This is a genomic window from Limibacillus sp., from assembly GCA_037379885.1.
Lineage (GTDB): Bacteria > Pseudomonadota > Alphaproteobacteria > Kiloniellales > CECT-8803 > JARRJC01.
In genome coordinates, this window is sequence record JARRJC010000041.1 from 1 (window position 1) to 17,411 (window position 17,411).

19 protein-coding genes are annotated in these 17,411 nt (G+C 60.5%); 7 read left to right on the forward strand and 12 right to left on the reverse strand.

Annotated elements, in window-relative coordinates:
• Nucleotides 1–421 precede the first annotated feature (421 nt).
• Nucleotides 422–1,132: a hypothetical protein gene (locus tag P8X75_11830; GenBank protein MEJ1995877.1), complete on the forward strand. Its 711-nt coding sequence runs from the start codon at nucleotides 422–424 to the stop codon at nucleotides 1,130–1,132.
• 51 nt (nucleotides 1,133–1,183) lie between these two features.
• Here the strand turns inward: P8X75_11830 and P8X75_11835 are convergent, their stop codons facing one another.
• The gene (locus P8X75_11835; GenBank protein ID MEJ1995878.1) at nucleotides 1,184–3,064 is read right to left on the reverse strand and encodes an alpha/beta fold hydrolase; all 1,881 of its coding nucleotides are present in this window, start codon (nucleotides 3,062–3,064) and stop codon (nucleotides 1,184–1,186) included.
• Between the two features lie 146 nt (nucleotides 3,065–3,210).
• Between P8X75_11835 and P8X75_11840 the strand changes: the two genes are divergently transcribed.
• The 3 genes from P8X75_11840 (at nucleotide 3,211) to P8X75_11850 (ending at nucleotide 6,130) form a co-directional block, all read left to right on the forward strand.
• On the forward strand, nucleotides 3,211–3,579 hold the full coding sequence (locus tag P8X75_11840) for an STAS/SEC14 domain-containing protein (GenBank protein ID MEJ1995879.1): 369 nt from the start codon (nucleotides 3,211–3,213) through the stop codon (nucleotides 3,577–3,579).
• 131 nt (nucleotides 3,580–3,710) lie between these two features.
• Nucleotides 3,711–5,237 (forward strand): thymidine phosphorylase family protein, encoded by a 1,527-nt coding sequence (locus tag P8X75_11845; protein MEJ1995880.1) that lies wholly within the window; start codon nucleotides 3,711–3,713, stop codon nucleotides 5,235–5,237.
• The gene (locus P8X75_11850; GenBank protein ID MEJ1995881.1) at nucleotides 5,234–6,130 is read left to right on the forward strand and encodes a ribose-phosphate diphosphokinase; all 897 of its coding nucleotides are present in this window, start codon (nucleotides 5,234–5,236) and stop codon (nucleotides 6,128–6,130) included. Before P8X75_11845 ends, P8X75_11850 begins: the two co-directional genes overlap by 4 nt.
• Nucleotides 6,131–6,168: 38 nt before the next feature.
• Here P8X75_11850 and P8X75_11855 read toward each other — a convergent pair whose 3' ends face one another.
• The 10 genes from P8X75_11855 to P8X75_11900 all read right to left on the reverse strand — a co-directional run bounded on the left by P8X75_11855 (nucleotide 6,169) and on the right by P8X75_11900 (nucleotide 13,106).
• The gene (locus tag P8X75_11855) at nucleotides 6,169–7,008 is read right to left on the reverse strand and encodes a F0F1 ATP synthase subunit gamma (protein MEJ1995882.1); all 840 of its coding nucleotides are present in this window, start codon (nucleotides 7,006–7,008) and stop codon (nucleotides 6,169–6,171) included.
• A gap of 1 nt (nucleotide 7,009) precedes the next feature.
• Nucleotides 7,010–8,557 (reverse strand): F0F1 ATP synthase subunit alpha, encoded by a 1,548-nt coding sequence (locus tag P8X75_11860; GenBank protein ID MEJ1995883.1) that lies wholly within the window; start codon nucleotides 8,555–8,557, stop codon nucleotides 7,010–7,012.
• A complete protein-coding gene (locus P8X75_11865; GenBank protein MEJ1995884.1) occupies nucleotides 8,532–9,296 on the reverse strand; it encodes a hypothetical protein in 765 nt (254 codons plus the stop codon). Before P8X75_11865 ends, P8X75_11860 begins: the two co-directional genes overlap by 26 nt.
• 2 nt (nucleotides 9,297–9,298) lie before the next feature.
• A complete protein-coding gene (locus tag P8X75_11870) occupies nucleotides 9,299–9,547 on the reverse strand; it encodes a F0F1 ATP synthase subunit C (protein ID MEJ1995885.1) in 249 nt (82 codons plus the stop codon).
• 8 nt (nucleotides 9,548–9,555) lie between these two features.
• Nucleotides 9,556–10,227, reverse strand: a complete 672-nt coding sequence (gene atpB / locus P8X75_11875) for a F0F1 ATP synthase subunit A (GenBank protein MEJ1995886.1) — start codon at nucleotides 10,225–10,227, stop codon at nucleotides 9,556–9,558.
• Between the two features lie 2 nt (nucleotides 10,228–10,229).
• Nucleotides 10,230–10,502, reverse strand: coding sequence for an ATP synthase subunit I (locus P8X75_11880; protein MEJ1995887.1), 273 nt, complete (start codon nucleotides 10,500–10,502; stop codon nucleotides 10,230–10,232).
• The gene (locus P8X75_11885) at nucleotides 10,499–10,789 is read right to left on the reverse strand and encodes an AtpZ/AtpI family protein (GenBank protein ID MEJ1995888.1); all 291 of its coding nucleotides are present in this window, start codon (nucleotides 10,787–10,789) and stop codon (nucleotides 10,499–10,501) included. The genes P8X75_11880 and P8X75_11885 overlap by 4 nt, the downstream gene beginning before the upstream one ends.
• Complete coding sequence (locus P8X75_11890; GenBank protein ID MEJ1995889.1) at nucleotides 10,786–11,265, reverse strand: F0F1 ATP synthase subunit epsilon; 480 nt, start codon at nucleotides 11,263–11,265, stop codon at nucleotides 10,786–10,788. Before P8X75_11890 ends, P8X75_11885 begins: the two co-directional genes overlap by 4 nt.
• A complete protein-coding gene (gene atpD, locus P8X75_11895) occupies nucleotides 11,262–12,701 on the reverse strand; it encodes a F0F1 ATP synthase subunit beta (protein MEJ1995890.1) in 1,440 nt (479 codons plus the stop codon). The genes P8X75_11890 and atpD overlap by 4 nt, the downstream gene beginning before the upstream one ends.
• A gap of 114 nt (nucleotides 12,702–12,815) precedes the next feature.
• Nucleotides 12,816–13,106, reverse strand: coding sequence for a hypothetical protein (locus tag P8X75_11900; protein ID MEJ1995891.1), 291 nt, complete (start codon nucleotides 13,104–13,106; stop codon nucleotides 12,816–12,818).
• Nucleotides 13,107–13,480: 374 nt separating this feature from the next.
• Between P8X75_11900 and P8X75_11905 the strand changes: the two genes are divergently transcribed.
• The 3 genes from P8X75_11905 to P8X75_11915 all read left to right on the forward strand — a co-directional run bounded on the left by P8X75_11905 (nucleotide 13,481) and on the right by P8X75_11915 (nucleotide 15,855).
• Nucleotides 13,481–14,398, forward strand: coding sequence for a DnaJ C-terminal domain-containing protein (locus tag P8X75_11905; GenBank protein MEJ1995892.1), 918 nt, complete (start codon nucleotides 13,481–13,483; stop codon nucleotides 14,396–14,398).
• The gene (locus tag P8X75_11910; GenBank protein MEJ1995893.1) at nucleotides 14,395–14,712 is read left to right on the forward strand and encodes a chaperone modulator CbpM; all 318 of its coding nucleotides are present in this window, start codon (nucleotides 14,395–14,397) and stop codon (nucleotides 14,710–14,712) included. The genes P8X75_11905 and P8X75_11910 overlap by 4 nt, the downstream gene beginning before the upstream one ends.
• A gap of 231 nt (nucleotides 14,713–14,943) precedes the next feature.
• Complete coding sequence (locus P8X75_11915; protein ID MEJ1995894.1) at nucleotides 14,944–15,855, forward strand: MBL fold metallo-hydrolase; 912 nt, start codon at nucleotides 14,944–14,946, stop codon at nucleotides 15,853–15,855.
• A 337-nt stretch (nucleotides 15,856–16,192) separates the two neighbouring features.
• On the opposite strand, the gene arsB is transcribed toward P8X75_11915, so the two are convergent.
• Nucleotides 16,193–17,278, reverse strand: a complete 1,086-nt coding sequence (gene arsB / locus P8X75_11920; GenBank protein MEJ1995895.1) for an ACR3 family arsenite efflux transporter — start codon at nucleotides 17,276–17,278, stop codon at nucleotides 16,193–16,195.
• Nucleotides 17,279–17,411: the final 133 nt, after the last annotated feature.

The following is a 17,411-nucleotide window of genomic DNA, read 5'->3' on the forward strand; positions in this document are numbered from 1 at the left end:
TGCTCGCCATAGTCCAACATGTCAGGTGGTCGCGGCGCTCACCCCATTACAAGAAGATTGATCGCGTGCTGCGCCACGCCTCGGCAAATATCAAGTCGCATCTCTCCTTGCTATCAAGCGCCTCTAAGAAGGCCAGAAACCTGCGATAGTCGACCTTGGTGCCTTTTGGCCAAACCCCAATCGAAGCGCTTTGTCCAACATGCGCAGCTCACATCATCAACTCTGCGTGCAATATATAAAAGCACAGCGAGGATAACTTCCGCGGCTGGCCAATCTGGAGGAGGACATGACAGCTCGGCGGCGCGGAAGCGCGAAGCCTAGTATGGCTTATATACACAGGAGCGTGGATGATCGCAGGAACTGATCGAGACCGCTCTCTTTTCAGCCGACGGCCACTAAAGACAAGTTCAAGGAGCCAAAGTTGTCTGAACTAGTTCTGGCATTGCTTTATGGGAGCTTCGCGGGCGCCATGATACCTGCGGGTGCTTTTCTAGCCCGCATTGAACGCCTACAGCCGTATTGGCTTGAGCAAGAACTGCGCCATAGCATAATCGCTTTCGGCGGCGGTGTCCTCGTTTCAGCCGTTGCCCTCGTGCTGGTTCCGCACGGCCTGCGGCACCTGTCCGATGAGATGGCAATCCTGGCCTTCGTCGCCGGCGGCGGCCTCTTCGCCGTTTTCGACCTTCTGCAGAAGCGCCACGGCGGCGACTACTCTCAAATGATCGCCATGTTCGCCGATTTCGTGCCGGAAGCGTTGGCCTTGGGGGCGCTATTGGCCGCCGGCAGCGACGAAGCCGCGCTCCTCGCCTTCCTGATCGGAATCCAGAACCTGCCCGAGGCATTCAATGCCTGGCGAGAGGTTGCCGCAGCCGGAAAGATTTCCGCGCAGCGCGCCATGGTGCTGTTTGTCTGCCTGGCGGCCATTGGTCCGGGCATGGTCCTGCTCGGTGATATCGCGCTCGGGACATCCCCCCGCATCACTGCGGCCATCATGATGGTTTCAGCCGGAGGGATCTTGTTCCTTATGTTCCAGGCTATTGCTGTCAAGGCACACCTTCAGAACAAGCAGGCCCCTTCTTTGGCGGCCGTGGCCGGCTTTGCAGTAGGCATCCTGGCCGAAACGCTGATCTGATTGACGGTCGCGACCTGGGGGAGTCCGCCATGCTTTGGCGTCCGGGACTGATCACCGCTCCATTACATAGAGGCCAGGTGCGGCTTCAAGGGGGGCAAACCCCTGTTCCGGGCATCCCATAGCCGGGGGGTCCACCAGGGGTCCGGAATGCCCCGAGAGCCATGATTCGAAGTCGGGCCACCAGGACCCCTTGTGAACAGGCGTGATCTCCCGCCAGCGCTCCGGGTCCATAAAGCGTTCATGGTCGCGGACATGGGTGATCTGGTATATGCGGCGCGGATGACCGGGGGGCGTAACGATCCCGGCGTTGTGCCCGCCCGACGTCAGGAGGAAGGTCACGGGCGTATCCGTGAAAAGGTGGATTTTGTAGACCGAGCGCCAGGGGGCCACATGGTCCTTGACCGTGCCGACTGCGAGAATCGGCACTTGGATGTCCGTGAGCGCCACCGCCGAGCCATCGACCTGAAGGTTCCCCTCGGACAGCCGGTTCTCCAGGAACAGGTTGCGCAGGTATTCACTGTGCATGCGGTAGGGCATGCGCGTGGCGTCGGCGTTCCACGACATCAGATCGTTTTGGTCGGTCCGCTGCCCGAAGAAGTACTCGTGCAGCAGACGCGACCAGAAGAGATCGTTCGACCGCAGCATCGTAAAGGCTCCGGCCATCTGCTTGGTGTCCAGATAGCCCTGGCTCCACATCATGTCTTCGAGGTAGGCGATCTCGCTCGGGTCGATGAAGAGCATCAGTTCGCCAGCGTCGGAGAAATCCACTTGGGCCGCCAGAAGCGTGAGGCTCTGCAGACGATCGTCGCCGTCGCGCCCCATCGCAGCCGCCGCTATCGCCATCAGCGTGCCGCCGAGACAATAGCCGAGCGCATGTACCTTGCGTCCCGGAAGGACCTTGGCAATCGCGTCCAGCGCCGCCATCGGGCCAAGCTTGCGATAGTCCTCCATGCCCAGATCGCTGTCGTTTGCATCCGGATTGCGCCACGAGATAGCAAAGACCGTATGCCCCTGCCGGACGAGATATCCGATCAGCGAGTTGTCGGGCGAGAGATCCAGGATGTAGTACTTCATGATCCAGGCGGGGACGATCAGGACCGGCTCGGCGTAGACCTGCTCGCTCTGCGGTTCATATTGGATGAGCTCGATCAGCCGGTTGCGGTAAATAACCCTTCCCGGCGTCAGCGCTACGTCCCGCCCGGGGAGGTAGTCCAGTTGCTTGCGCCCTTCGGGGTCCATCATATTCGCCTGGGCGTCCCTCCACCAGTTCTCAAGGCCGCGGACCAGATTGGCGCCGCCTTCCCGCTGCGTTGCCTCCATGAGTTCGGGGTTCGTGGCGAGGAAGTTGCTGGGGGATAGGACGTCGAGCATTTGCCGGGCGATGAAGGACACGATCTGCTCGTGGTGTTTCGACACCCCGGCCACGCCGGTAAAGACGTTGTGCCACCAGCGCTGGCCTTGCAGGAAAGCCTGTTGGTAGAGGTTGAAGGGCGGCTTTCGCCACGCTTCGGACGAGAACCTCTTGTCCCCGATCTGTGGGTGAATGGGCGCTTCAAACGACCCTCCGGAGGCCTGACGCAGCAGTTCTTGGGTGAACTGCGAGGCTTCCTGCGCAGCATGCCGCATCAAGTCGGCCTGCTTGCCAGGCGACAATGCGAAGTTGCTGGCCCAATCCAACCAGGCCAATGCAACGGACACCGGAGATATCCCCGCGGTCGCACGGGCCATCCCGGCGCGCACGAGCCGGTCGATGCTCAGGGCCTCCGGGTCCTCGGAATAGGAAAGCGGTTGGACGGCATCCGGACGGAACGCCTCCGTTCCGTGCTCAGAATGCTCGCGCTTCTGGCGTTTGCGTCGCGGCTTGCTGGGCGATCCGCCTTGCGACGGCTTCGCAGTCGGTTTCTGTGGCATCGAAGATTCCTGGTCAATCACTCAGGACAGCCTCACCGAATACCGGGTTGCGCGCATTGATCCGGCTCAAGGCAGCAGGAATAAGGGTACCTAAGTTAGATATTCCTATTTTTAATAGTCGAATCTTTATTTTCCGGGCCGCGCGTCATCTAGAAAGGAAGCGAATCATGATCGACTACAAGCTTCACCGTGAAACCGGCATCCTCGTGGTGCATCCCAGCGGAGCATTGGAAGCGGCCGATTTTGAGAAGCTATCCGCCGACGTCGACGCCTACATCGAAGCGGAAAACGGCCTGAAGGGTTTGATTATAGTCGCCGGGAGCTTCCCCGGCTGGAAGGACATCAAAGGCCTGATGGCGCATTTTCATTTCATACACGACCACCATAGGAAGATCGCCAAGGTTGCCTTCGTCAGCGATTCGACGCTGGTGAAGACGCTTCCCGAGATCGCCCGCCATTTCGTGAGCGCGGAGGTCAAGCACTTCGATGCCGGCGAGGAGGCTGCCGCAATGAGCTGGATACAGAACCAGGAGTGATTCAGCTTGCCAGGGATCGCGTGCCCATGCCTCGGCGACGCGGTCGAAAGGCACAGGCGATTTGATTTGGAACAGGGCGCGATCCTGCGCGTCGCCCTAAGAAGGACGCTGGGAAGAGTCGAGGTTAGGTGATGCTCAAGCTGAAGAAGATCGCCATCGATACGGACCCGGAGAACGTCGCGCTGCTGTATCGCAACTGCCAGCACTACCGGCCGGAGGAATTTCAAGCGCTGAAGAAGATCAAGGTTATGAGCGATGGCCATGAACTGCTGGCCAACCTCGTGATCGCCGACGACCCCGCGCTGGTCGGACCCGACGAACTCGGCCTGGGCGAGCAGGCTTTCCGTCGACTGGGGCTCGCCGAAGGCACGCGGGTGCACCTGGCTCAGGCGCCGCGGCCTGGCAGCCTCGAAGCGGTCCGGGCCAAGATCAATGGGGAGACGCTAAGCGCCACGGAGATCAAGGAAATCATCGCGGACATAACCGCCCATCGCTATTCCCCCATGGAAATCGCCGCCTACTTGATTTCCTCGGCCAGCTTCATGACGACCCAGGAAACGCTTGATCTGACCCAGGCCATGGCCAGCGTCGGCAACAAGCTGACGTGGGAGTCACCGATCGTGGTCGACAAGCACTGCATCGGCGGCATCCCGGGAAATCGCACCTCGATGATCGTCGTGCCGATCGTGGCCGCGCACGGTCTGCTTGTGCCCAAGACCTCCTCGCGCGCCATCACCTCGCCAGCGGGGACCGCGGACACCATGGAGGTGCTTGCCCGCGTCAACCTGTCGACGCCGGAAATGCGGTCGGTGGTGGAGCACGAGAAGGGATGTCTGGTTTGGGGCGGTCATGTGAACCTGTCGCCCGCAGACGACATCTTGATCTCGGTGGAGCGTCCCTTGCGCATCGATTCGCCCGAACAGATGGTCGCCTCGATCCTCTCCAAGAAGCTCGCGGCCGGCTCCACCCACCTGGTGATCGACATGCCCATAGGCCCTACCGCTAAGGTCCGGGAGCACCTGCAGGCGGTGCGTCTGCGTAAGCTGTTCGAATACATCGGCGACAAGATCGGATTGTTCATCGAGATCGTCTTCACCGATGGCTCCCAGCCGGTCGGCCTCGGCGTGGGGCCGGTGCTCGAAGCGCGCGACGTCATGGCGGTTCTGCGGAACGAGCCGCACGCGCCCGCCGACCTGCGCGAGAGGGCTATACTGCTGGCCGGACACATGCTGGATTTCGATCCCGAGCTGCGCGGCGGCGGCGGTCATCTGCTTGCTGCCGAGCTCCTGGAATCGGGCCGAGCACTGGCGGCCATGGAACGGATCATCGAGGCGCAAGGCGCAGCGCAAAGCAGTTACCGGCTGGGCGAACTCGTCGACGAGGTGACGTCGCCAAGGGACGGCGTTGTAAGTGCCATAGACTGCCACCTGATCAGCCAGATCGCCCGTCTGGCGGGCGCGCCCATGGACAAGGGCGCCGGCATCGACCTGCTGAAGAAGGTCGGAGACAAAGTGCGCGAAGGTGAACCGCTCTACCGCATACACGCTTGCGTCACTGCCGACTTCAACTTCGCCAAGGAGCTTGCCAGGGCCGATTCGGGCTACAGCATCCTGCAAGCCGATTTCCTGCCCGAAAGGCGGTCCAGGAGGCGACATTGAAGCAGGTCGCGGCCGCCATCCATCACCCGGAAGAGCAGGCAATTCAGGCGCGCGCTCTGGCCGAACTGCTGGACCTGCCTACAACGCCGATCGACCGTCATGGCTTTCCCGACGGTGAGTCCCTGATACGCGTGAGGCTAGCCGCAGGGACCGCCGTGGTCCTCTGGTCCTTGGACCGGCCCAACGGAAAACTCGTCGAACTGATGCTGACGGCGGACGCCCTCCGGCGCGCCGGAGCCGCGCGTCTGATTCTGGTCGCCCCCTACCTCTGCTACATGCGGCAGGACGCCGTCTTTCAGGAGGGCGAGGCGGTCAGTCAGCAAGCGGTGGGGCGCTTCCTGGCCCAACTTTTCGACAGCGTGATCACGGTGGATCCGCATCTTCACAGGACCAAGCACCTATCGGATGTCTTCCCCGGGTCTGAGGCGGTCGCGCTATCGTCCTGCCCGCTGCTCGCCCGCCATCTGGCCGATGCCGGAGGCCCGCCCGACAGGATACTGGTCGGACCGGATGGCGAATCGCGCCAGTGGGTCGAGGCTATCGCCGCCCCGCTGGGCTTGCCTGTCCTGGTCGGTGAGAAGCAGCGGCTGGGAGATCGCGACGTCCGTGTGACCATACCCGGCATCGAAAGGGCCGCGGGCAAGCCGGCGGTCCTCGTCGACGACGTGGTTTCGACAGGCAGAACCCTGATTGAAGCAGCCAGCCTGCTGAAGGCCGCGGGGGCATCGTCGGTAAGCGCCCTGGCCGTTCACCTGCTCGATCCTGATGTGGGCGAGGCCTTGCGGGCAGCGGGCGTCGACAGGGTGACCACGACGGATTCCCTAGACTGGCGGGAAGGGGCGATCCCGCTCGCCCCTCTGCTGGCGCCGGCCGTCGGCAAGGCGATTGGATGAGTATAAGCATCACCTTCCGTTGCGCTGCTGGATCAAGTCTATTCGGGCGACTGCAAGCTTTCGGCGGCCGTCACCAACTCCAGCAACTCGTCGGTGACGCTTGCCTGCCTCAAAGCCTGCTCATTTGTCTTTAGCTGACGCAGGCGATCCTCAATATTCCGGTCTGCGGTTTCGGTTGCGCGGAGACGCGCGCCGTTCTCGCTTGTCATGTTCTCGACCATGCAGCGCGTGATCTCGGCGAGCAGATATTCCTCCGCCAAGCGCCGCAGAAGCAGCAGCCGGTCCAGGTGATGGAGCGGCGGGCTCCGCAGGCGCGACCCGCTCATCAGGGAGGGATCGAGAGGCAGTATCGTCTGCTGTGAAACATCGAAGCCGCCGCCAAGCCGGTAGCGCGCGAAGATGACTTCGGCTGCCTCGAATCCGGAGAGCGCCGTCGCCACCTGACGAGACATGGCGAGCACGCCGGCCACGCGTGTAGCCATCTCGAAGCTCTGTTGGACTTCGAGCCCCCGCTCCGACGCGAGCGTTGCGCCGCGGGTGCCGACGACGAACAAGGCCTTGTCGGGAGAGAGGGCGTCGCTGGCACGCTCAAGGAGCCTCTCGTTGAAGCCTCCGACGAAACCATGTTCGGAGGATATGAGCAGCAGCGCCCCCTTGCCCGGCCCGTTTGGATCGACCTGCTCCCGCCCGGATGCCGGACCAAGCGCGGCAGCCTCTGCAATGGCGTCTTCCACCGTGGCGACATAGGAGCGGATGCCGGGCAGGGCCGCCTGGCCTTCCTGAACATGGGTGGCGGCAAGCCCGCGGAGCGCGCCGATGACTTCGCGCAGATCCTTCAAATTTCCGATGTGCGCCTGCAAGCGAGCCAGGGGTTCCATCTCAGACCTCGTGCGCCGTGGCGCCGCCGGTATCGCCTTCGATGCCCAAGACCGCGTCTATCGCCGCTAGGAAGTTTGCACGGTCTTCCCCGGACAACTCGCCTGTCGCCTCCACACGAGCCGCCGATTGCGGGCAATCCTCAGCGATCCGCTGGGCGATTTTCTCCTTAACGCGCGGCAATTCCTCCAAAGCGACTGCATCCAGCTTGCGCGCATCCAGCGCGAGCAACAGCGCCGACTGCGCGGCCAGACTCAAGGGGTGAAAGGCCGACTGAGACAGGATTGCGCGAATGCGTCGCCCGTGCTCGATCTCCTTCTTCGCGCGCTCGTCGGCCATGGAACCGAAGCGCGTGAAGACCTCGAGTTCCAAGAACTGGGCGTATTCGAGCCGCAGGCTGTTGGCGAGCGCGCGTATGGCCGGGGCTTGCGTCTGCCCGCCCACGCGCGAGACGCTCATCCCAACGTTCACCGCCGGCTTCTGGCCCTCATAGAATAGCTTGGAGTCTAGATAGATCTGGCCATCGGTGATCGAGATCAGGTTGGTCGGAATGTAAGCGGTCAGATTGCCCGCCTGGGTTTCGGCGATGGGCAGGGCCGTCAGCGAGCCGCCGGGCTCTCCCGCAAGGTTCGCCGCCCGCTCCAGCAGGCGCGAGTGGATATAGAACACGTCGCCCGGATAGGCTTCGCGGCCCGGCGGACGCCGCAGCAGGAGGGAGAGCGTGCGGTAGACCATGGCATGCTTCGTCAGGTCGTCCAGGATCAAGAGCACATCCTGTCCGCGGTCCCTGAAGTATTCCGCCATGGTACAGGCCGCGTAGGGTGTCACCCACTGAGCGCCCGGCGAGGCGCTCGCCTCGCCCACCACGAAGATCGTTCTGTCGATGGCGCCGTACTTCCGAACGGACTCGACAACCTGATTGACGGTCGACGCCTTCTGCCCGATTGCCGCATAGACGCAAATGACATCGGACTCACGCTGGTTGATCATGGTGTCCACGGCAATCGCCGTCTTGCCGGTTTTCCGGTCACCGATTATCAGTTCGCGCTGTCCGCGGCCCAGGGGCACCATCGCGTCCACGACCGTCAGGCCGGTCATGAGCGGGCGGGTGACCAGAGCGCGATCGACAATGTCGGGCGCAGGCCGGTCGATGGGATCGAAACGCTTTGCGTCTATCGCAGGACCTTCGTCGAGCGGAGCGCCCAGGGAGTCCACCACCCGGCTGAGCAGGGCCTCACCCACCGGCACCCTGATGATCTCGCCAGTGCCCCGGACCCTGGTCCCGGCCTCCACGCCGCCTGTCCCACCCAGCAGGATACAGCCCACCCGTTCCTCCTCGACGCGCAAGGCCATGGCCCGGCCACCGCTGTCGAATTGCAGGATTTCATTCATCCGGGTCCAGGGCAGGCCCGACACCTCGGCGACACCGTCACCGACATGTTCGACGATACCGACATGCTCAAAGCGCGGCTCGAGAGCCCGGGCCCGCGCTTGGGCGCCGGCGCGGGAGAGCCAGGCCGTCATCTCATTGAGAAGCGGGGTCGTTGGCACGCAAGCCCTCCTCCAAAGCGGCCAGATGGTCCTGCCAGCTGAACCTCAAAACGCTGTGCGGAAAGTGGATCTCAGCACCGCCCAGCAGCTCAGGGGCGGTCTCGAAGCTCAGGCCATTGGGCGTCCCCTCCAAAGCCTGCTTCACCGCGTTCTCCCACTCGCTCTTCTCACCAGCTTCGAGCGGCGCGGCGGTGACGATGCGCGGCCCGCCTCTCGATTGCTTCATGTCGCGGCGAATCCGCTCCTGCTCTTCGGGCGGCATCTCCTTTATCCGCCTGATCAAACCTTTGAGCGTCTCCGCTTGATCCATGCGCGCACCGCTTTGGGCCAACAGTGCCGCTGCAAGACCGACCGCGGTCTTGGCCACATCGCCTCGAAGCGCCTCGAGCACCCGCTGGCGCTCGTCCTCCAGGGCATCCAGAGCCGCCGTGCGCTGCTTTTCCGTCTCCTCCCTGGCGGCTTTCAGAATCTTCGTCCGCTCCGCCTCCACGGCCTCATGCGCGTCTTTCATAACGGCCTGCCGCTCTTGCTCGAGGGCCGCCCTATCGTCCTCGTAGCGCTGCTTTGCGGCCTCGGCCCCGGCCTCGGCGCGGGTCGCCGCTCCCATGGCTTCCTGCTCGCGCGCGCGGCGCTTGGCGATCACCTGCTTGATCGGCCTGAAGAGAAAGCGCTGCAGCAACCACACCAAGACCAGGAAGTTGATTGCCTGAAGCGCGAGGGTCCACCACTCGATCTGCATCACTAGCCCACGAAGGGATTGGCGTAGAGCAGCAAGAGCGCGATCACCAGACAGTAGATCGCCATGGTTTCGATCATTGCGAGGCCGACGAACAAAGTCCGCGAGAGGGTCCCCGCCGATTCGGGTTGGCGCGCTATGGCGTCCATCGCCGCCGCAATGGCGCGACCCTCGCTAAAGGCCGGTCCGATGGCGCCGAAGGACACGGCCACCACCGCGCCCACGATGCTCAGGATTTCTAAACTGTACTCCATGATGTCTCCTATTCTCCTTCGACGCCGCCAACGGACGCCGCGATGTAGACCGCAGCCAGGACGGAAAAGATGTAGGCCTGGATGAGGCCGATCAGGATACCCAAAAGCATGAAAGGTATGGGAAGGAACAGGCCCGCCAGGAACACCACGATCGCTATGACGAACTCGTGGCTCATCATGTTCCCGAAAAGCCGGACCATCAGCGAGAAGGTGCGCGTGACCTCCGCCAAGACGTTGAGGGGCATGAGAATCGGGTTCGGCTTCAGGTAGCGCAGGACATAGTTCGGCAGACCCCGCGAACTAATTCCGAAATAGTGGACCGACAGGAATACGAACCCTGCGAGCGCCGCTGGCGTCTCGATGTGCCCGGTCGGCGGCTTCATTCCCGGCACCACAGCGGAGAGGTTGGCCAGCACCAGGAAAAGAAACAGGGTTCCCAGCATCGGCAGGTAGGGCCAGGGGTCCCGATTGAAGATTTCGCGCAGTTGGTCTTCCAGCGTCTCCACGACGATCTCAAGCGCAGTCTGCAAGACGCCCGCGTCCGTCGAGGCCCTGCGCGTGCCGAGCCAGGCCAGCGCCGTCAGAAGCGCCATGATAGCCCAGGTCGTGGCCACGGCCCGGTCGATCGGAACGCCGCCGAGGCGAAAGATGATGTCCGGCGCCAGCGGATTGCCTTCCATGGCTAACCCTCCACCATTCGGCGCTGCATCGCGAAACGAACCACCAGGAACCCGGCAAGCGCCGCCATCAGGGGAGCCGCGCCCTCTTGCGCGATCGCCCAGAAGCCCGCACCCACGATCGCCAACCGCAGCATCAACAGAAAGAGAAAGCCCGAGGTCGACGGTTTGCCATCACGCGAGACCAACGACCGGCGCAGGAGAGCAAAATAGAGCCAACCAGTCGCGGCCCCGGCCAGCGAGAACAGCAGCACTTGCGGTGCGAAAGTCTCCATCATGGCTCGTTCACCTTTCGCCACGCCAGGAAGCAACCCAACGAAACCCCGAGGAATATGAAACTGCCGGTGAAGAAGATCCCCGAGCCGAGCATACGGTCCAGCCAGCTCCCCACGAGGATGCCCAAGAGGGTCGGCGTCACGATCAGCCAGCCGAGCGCACCAATCATGGAAAGGTTCTTCCACAAAGAGCGCTCGCCCTCAGTCTCCCAACGCTCACGGCGTTCCTCGCGCAGCCGAATGGCCCGCTTGATCTTCCTGTAGTCCTCTCGGCTGGACGGGGATTTCATCGGCCCTGCCCCCCATCGCGGGGCACCTGTCCCGACGCCGCCGCCCCCACGGTTGGTGGCGCCCCCTGGGGCATGCCCTGCTGAGCGGGCCGCACGTAGCGCATCAGTTCGCGCACAACAGCCAGATGGAGCCGGTTGGCGGAGCTGCGCGAGCTTTCCTCGGAAAGACGTTCTTCCCGCAGGCGCTGGAGGATCGCAGGGCCAAGCTCGCCGAGAGCGTCCTCCCTGACCGCTTGGCGGGTCGCGACCTCGACCAGGGAGCCGTCCCGCACCACCAGGGTACCGCCCTGCACCGCCGCGTGGTGCTCCTCATCCTGTCCGTTGCGCCAGGATATGACGGACACCTCCAACGTCGTTATGAAGTCTGCATGGCCCGGCAGGATTCCGAACGCGCCGGTCGCGTCCTCCGCGCGAACATAACGAACCTCCGGCGCTTCGACGACGATCTCCATGGGGGTGGCTATCACGAGCTTCATGCGGCGGCCTCCCGCTCCTTGCGCATGGCGTCGTCGAGCGTCCCGATCATGTAGAGCGAGCCTTCCGCCCAGTCGTCCGCGTCACCGCGAAGGATCGCCTCGCACCCCTCAAGTGTGTCATCGAGCGATACGGTCGCGCCTTCGATACCGGTAAATTGCGAGGTGACCTTGAATGGTTGCGTCAGAAAGCGCATCAGACGCCGAGCCCGTCCCACGGCCCGGCGATCTGCTGGGCTCAACTCCTCCATGCCCAGAAGCGAGATGATTTCCTGAAGCTCCCGGTAGTGCTCGATCAGATGGCGCACCTCTTCGGCAACCCGGTAATGCCTGTCGCCCACGATCCTCGGGTCGAGCAGGACAGAGGTGGAGGCAAGAGGATCGATCGCCGGATAGAGTCCTTGGCTGGCCATTTCCCTGCTCAGAACCATCGCGGAGTCTAGGTGAGTGAATATCGCCGCAACTGCGGGATCGGTGAAGTCGTCAGCCGGAACGTAGACGGCCTGGATCGAGGTGACCGAGGCCCGTTCCACGGAAGTAATGCGTTCCTCAAGCTCTGCGATTTCAGAAGCGAGGGTCGGCTGATAACCAACACGCGACGGCAGCCTTGCGAGCAGGCCGGAAACTTCACCGCCCGCCTGCACGAAGCGGAAGACGTTGTCGATCAGGAACAGGACATCCTTGTTGTCTCTGTCGCGAAACTCTTCAGCGATGGTAAGCGCCGACAAACCGACCCGCCAACGGGCGCCCGGCGGCTCGTTCATCTGCCCGAATACAAGCGCCGTTCTGTCCAGAACCTTTGATTTTTGCAGTTCCAGCCAAAGCTCATGACCCTCGCGCGACCTCTCGCCGATACCGGCAAAGACGGATATGCCCTTGTAGGTTTCAACCGTAGTCCGGATCAGCTCCATTATGAGCACGGTCTTGCCCACTCCGGCGCCGCCGAATGTCGCCGCCTTGCCGCCCTTCGCAATCGGCGCCAGGAGGTCGATGACCTTGATGCCGGTCAGGAAAACCTCTTCTCCTCCACGTTGACGGCTGAGGCGAGGCGGGGGACGGTGGATGGGTTGGCGGTCTATTTTGGCAGGCAAAGGCCCCTGATGATCGATGGGCTCGCCTACCACATTGATCAGCCGGCCGAGCACTGCCTCGCCACTCGGCACAGTGATCGGGGCGCCGGTATCCCGCACGCGCACACCGCATTTCAGCCCGGCCGTTTCCTGCATCGCGACACAGCGCACGGATTGCCGATCGAGGTGTTGATGAACCTCTAGGATGAGCGGTCCGGGGCCATCCCACTCGACCGTCAATGCGTTCAAGATCGCGGGCAGCGAGCCTGCATTGAAGGCCACATCCACGACCGAGCCATTGATGGCGACGACTCGCCCCCCTGGCCGACCGGCATCCTCGACGCCATCCGGTGGAAGCTTATCCTTCATGCGTTTGTCTGGCATTGGGCGCAAGGCATCACGATTTACAGCGCATCAGCATCCCAAAGAGCCTGGATGGAGACGCCGTATCCTGTTGAGCGGCCTGAATCGGGCGCGGCGCGCTCAGAGTCCGCTGTATTTGTCGGTCCATCTTGAAAATGCGGTTTCGATGGAGCCGATATCTTCTTCGAGTTCATCCTTCACGCGCTCCCAAAAACCTTCCGGTTCCGCTTCGGCCTTCTTGAGTTTTTCTTCGAGATCGGCGATCCGCCTCTCGACGAGCGCCAGATCGCCGGCGGCCTCCACCTTCTCGCTCGGAGTGCCCGTCTCCAGGCGCGCTTTATCGGCGCCCAACCGCAGTTCCAAGTCTTTGATCCTTTCCGTGAGATGGCGAACATGCGCTGTCTTCTTCATGGAAAATCTCCAGATCTTTTAAGAAGCATTGGATGACAAGCCTATCCGATTGTCTTCAGTTGTTAATTGATCAACATCAACGATCCGCTCCTCTGAGCAAGGGAAAGAAGGGGCCATTCACCTACCATTGTCATCTACCTCCTGGTGGTCGTCGCCATCTTAGACTAACCGTTTATTCCATTTGGGAATCTTGGGGTTTGGGAGGGCGACGATTTCTGAGGAGCTGCCGACCAATCGAGGGCTTGATCTGAGATAGATCAAGGGGTTCCTGCATTTAATCCCTTAGCGTTGCACCAAATGTACTAGCAGGTAATTGGCGCGATGAATGAAATAGCCTGCTACGGCACGTGGCGAGAATGAGACAAGGTCAAAGCATGAAAGATCCTTATAAGATCTTGGGGGTGGATCGTTCCGCGAGCGAGCAGGAAATCAAGGACGCCTTCAAGAAATTGGCGCGTAAATTCCACCCAGATCTGCATCCAGGCGACAAGACTGCAGAAGAAAAGTTCAAAGATATCTCCGCCGCCAATGATCTGTTGAAGGACAAGGAAAAGCGACGGCGATTCGACGCTGGTGAGATTGATGCCAGTGGTGCTGAGCGACCACAAGAGCACTACTATCGCGATTTCGCCGATGGGCCAGCCTACAGCGGCCACGCTGCGCAGAGCGGTTTTGCCAGCAACGAGGAGTTGGAAGAGTTTCTAGCACGTGCTTTTTCGAGAGGGGCCCAAGATAAGCGGCACAGTTTCCGCGCGCGGGGCCAAGATGTCACCTACCTAATGCGCGTTGCCTTCCTAGATGCAGCGAATGGGGCCAAGCGCACCATAACTCTCCCAGAGGGCAAGACCCTCAACGTATCGATTCCTGAAGGCGCTGAGGATAGGCAAATGCTACGGCTCAAAGGGCAAGGGATGCCAGGCTTTGGCGGGGGGCCAGCGGGGGACGCCTATGTCGAGCTTCATGTTGAACCGCATGCCTTCTTTATCCGCAAGGATGACAACATCCACGTTGAAATTCCCGTCACATTGAAGGAAGCGGTGCTGGGCGCTCAGATTGAGGTCCCTACCATAAAGGGAACGGTAACAATGACCATTCCCAAGGGGTCGAATAGTGGCACGACACTGCGGCTGCGGGAAAAGGGCATTCGCAATCGGAAAACCGGAAAGCGTGGCCACCAACTCGTGAAGCTAAAGATCTTGTTGCCCGTTGGTGAGGAGCCAGAATTGAGCGCATTTTTGGAGACGTGGGAGCCGAATAGTCAAGATGAACCGCGCAAGGAGATGCTGAGATGAAGCGAGTCGAAGATCTTTTGGAGCAGATTACAGCTCTCCAGCGAAGCGATCTCGAGACTTGGATCCGTGAGGAGATGATTACGCCGCAAGATGAAAATAGCACAGTACTCTTCTCTGAAAGCGAGTGCGCCCGAATCCGCCTAGTCTGCACTTTGCATTATGACTTAGAAATTGATTTGGAAGCTTTGCCGACCGTTTTGTCCTTAGTGGATGAGCTCTATGAGACACGTCAACAATTACTATCACTGACAGCCGCGGTTGCGGCGCAAGACAAAGCCATCCAATCAGCTATTCTTGCCGCTTTGAAATCATAACAGAACCGCCAAGCGCTCAATTTCAACTGTCCGCTATTGGCTAGAAGCGGACATTCGCAAAAGCGCCATTCTGACTTAACCTATTTGTATGCTTCCTCGTGCCGAGTGCCTACGCCATATCGTTGTTATTGAGTACACCAAGTGTATCCGCGTCGGGCTTATCGGACGATAATCAGATCCCGTATGCCAGCGGCCAGCCGGTCGATGTGTAAGATGTGAGGTGGCTGTCCTATGATCCGCGCGCTAATCACAGCAACTATCTTCGTCATCCCAACTATCGCTGCGGCCGGCACACTCGAGATTCAGCCGGTCACCAAAGACGTCTGGGCTTTCGTTGGCGAAAAGCAGCAGCGAAACCCTAAGAATCTCGCCAACAACGCAACCTTTGGACTCGTCATTACCGATGCGGGCGCTGTACTGATCGATCCCGGTGGCTCGTGGAAAGGGGCAGAAGCTCTGCATGGAGCCATCCGTTCTGTGACAAATCAACCAGTGACACATGTCATCAACACGGGTGGACAAGATCATCGCTGGCTCGGCAATGGCTATTGGAGAGAGCATGGCGCTAGCATAGTCGCGTCTGAAGCAGCGGTAGAAGATCAGCGCGCCCGCGGCTCGATGCAGCTAAGTCTGTTAGCTCAATTGATCGGTCCAGCCCTTGAAGGAACCGATCCTACCTATGCTGACGTGACCTTCGCTAAGACCTATACACTGGCTCTTGGTGGCCTGACCTTTGAGATCGTGCATCCTGGCCACGCACATACTCCGGGCGATGCTTTCGTCTGGGTGCCTAGCAAGGATACGGTCTTCACCGGCGACATCGTTTATGTCGAACGCATGCTGGGAGTGGGCGATCAGAGTTCAATCACCCATTGGCCTGCAGCTTTCGAAGCCATGGAGGCCACTGGGGCGGAGCACGTCGTTCCTGGGCACGGGCATGCCACGACGATGGAGCGGGCACGCGCGGACACCTACGATTACCTGATGCATCTGCGGGCGGAGATAGGTGCGTTGATCGATGAAGGTGGCGACATTCAGGAAGCGCCGCAGATCGACCAGTCGGCCTTCACTTATCTCGAGCAGTCCGAGGCGCTCGCTGGTCGCAACGCCCAGACTACTTACCAGCAGATGGAATGGGAGTGAGCCGGAGATGGCTAGAAGTGGATATGCGATCACGCGAAGATTGATATGCGGATCGATCAGCTGCTCTTGATTGCTGTCTCAAGCGCAAGCTTGGCCATACTGAACTTGTAACAGTGGTCGAACTCTGGGCACTCCAAGCACTCATCCCATTCTTCAAGGTTTGCAGTTATCTTGCGATCGGAACGCGCCAGCCCACGCCTATCCAATTCTAGGCCGAACACTTTGCCTTTCATCGGCTCATTCTCGGTGAAATGCAGTACACTATGGAACATGGTTCCGTAGCAGGATTTATGGCTCTGGGTCATTTGACATGGTCCATGAATGAAGCTCTTGATGATCATTGAGTGGCTGGGAAAAAGCCTCGTGTCCGGTTAGCGAAGGCCACGAGAGACAACATTACCGGTACTTCGACCAAGACGCCCACCACCGTCGTCAAAGCCGCACCCGAATTCAAGCCGAAGAGGCTTATTGCAACCGCAACTGCCAATTCAAAGAAGTTGGACGTCCCAATGAGCGCGCAAGGCGCGGCGACATTAAAGGGAACGCGCCAAAGATAGGCAGCGCCGTAAGCTAACACAAAAATCCCGTACGATTGGAGCAAGAGCGGAGCGGCAATGAGTGCAATCAGTAAGGGCTGCTCAAGGATGATATGACCCTGAAACCCAAAGAGCAGCACCACTGTCGCAAGCAGCGCGATCACTGAGAAGGGCTTGATGCGGCCGGTGAAACGAGACACTGCAGCTTCTGCTCCCTCACTCCCGCGGGCACGCTGCATCAACCAGCGGCGCGTCATCGCACCGGCAACAAGAGGAATAACGACGTAGAGGCCAACGGAAAGGAGCAGGGTTTGCCAAGGCACGTCGATATCCGTGACGCCAAGCAGAAAGGCAACGATAGGTGCGAATGCAAAGACCATGATCAGATCGTTCAAGGACACTTGGACCAACGTGTAAGTCGCGTCGCCCCGAGTGAGCTGAGACCATACAAACACCATTGCCGTGCAGGGCGCCGCACCGAGCAGAATAAGCCCTGCTATATACTGCTGCGCGTCAGCGGGATTGATTAGCCCAACGAAGAAAACCTCGAAGAACAGGATCCCGAGCCCGACCATCGTGAAAGGCTTGATGAGCCAGTTCACAATTAGGGTAATCAGCAACCCTTTTGGCCGGTCTCCGATATGACGGAGGCTTGCAAAGTCCACGTTCACCATCATGGGGTACACCATTCCCCAAATAAGGATGGCGACGATCAGATTGACTGAGGCGTATTCGAGCCCGGCCAGAAACTCAAAAAGGCCCGGCAGGGCATTTCCCAGAGCTATGCCCGCAAGAATGCAGAGCGCCACCCAGATGGATAGCCACTTCTCGAAGAAACCAATCCCGCCAGCAGGGGGCGCGGCAATGGACCTGCTTTCACTGTTCATGGAGCGATCAATCTCATTTCTGTTTTGGAGGCGACTTCTGGCTGGAAGCGGTCTTGGGAATTATCATACCAATCGTCTTTACCGCCTATACCGAAAAGGAAGCTTGCTACGAACTCGCTACGACGATCGCTGG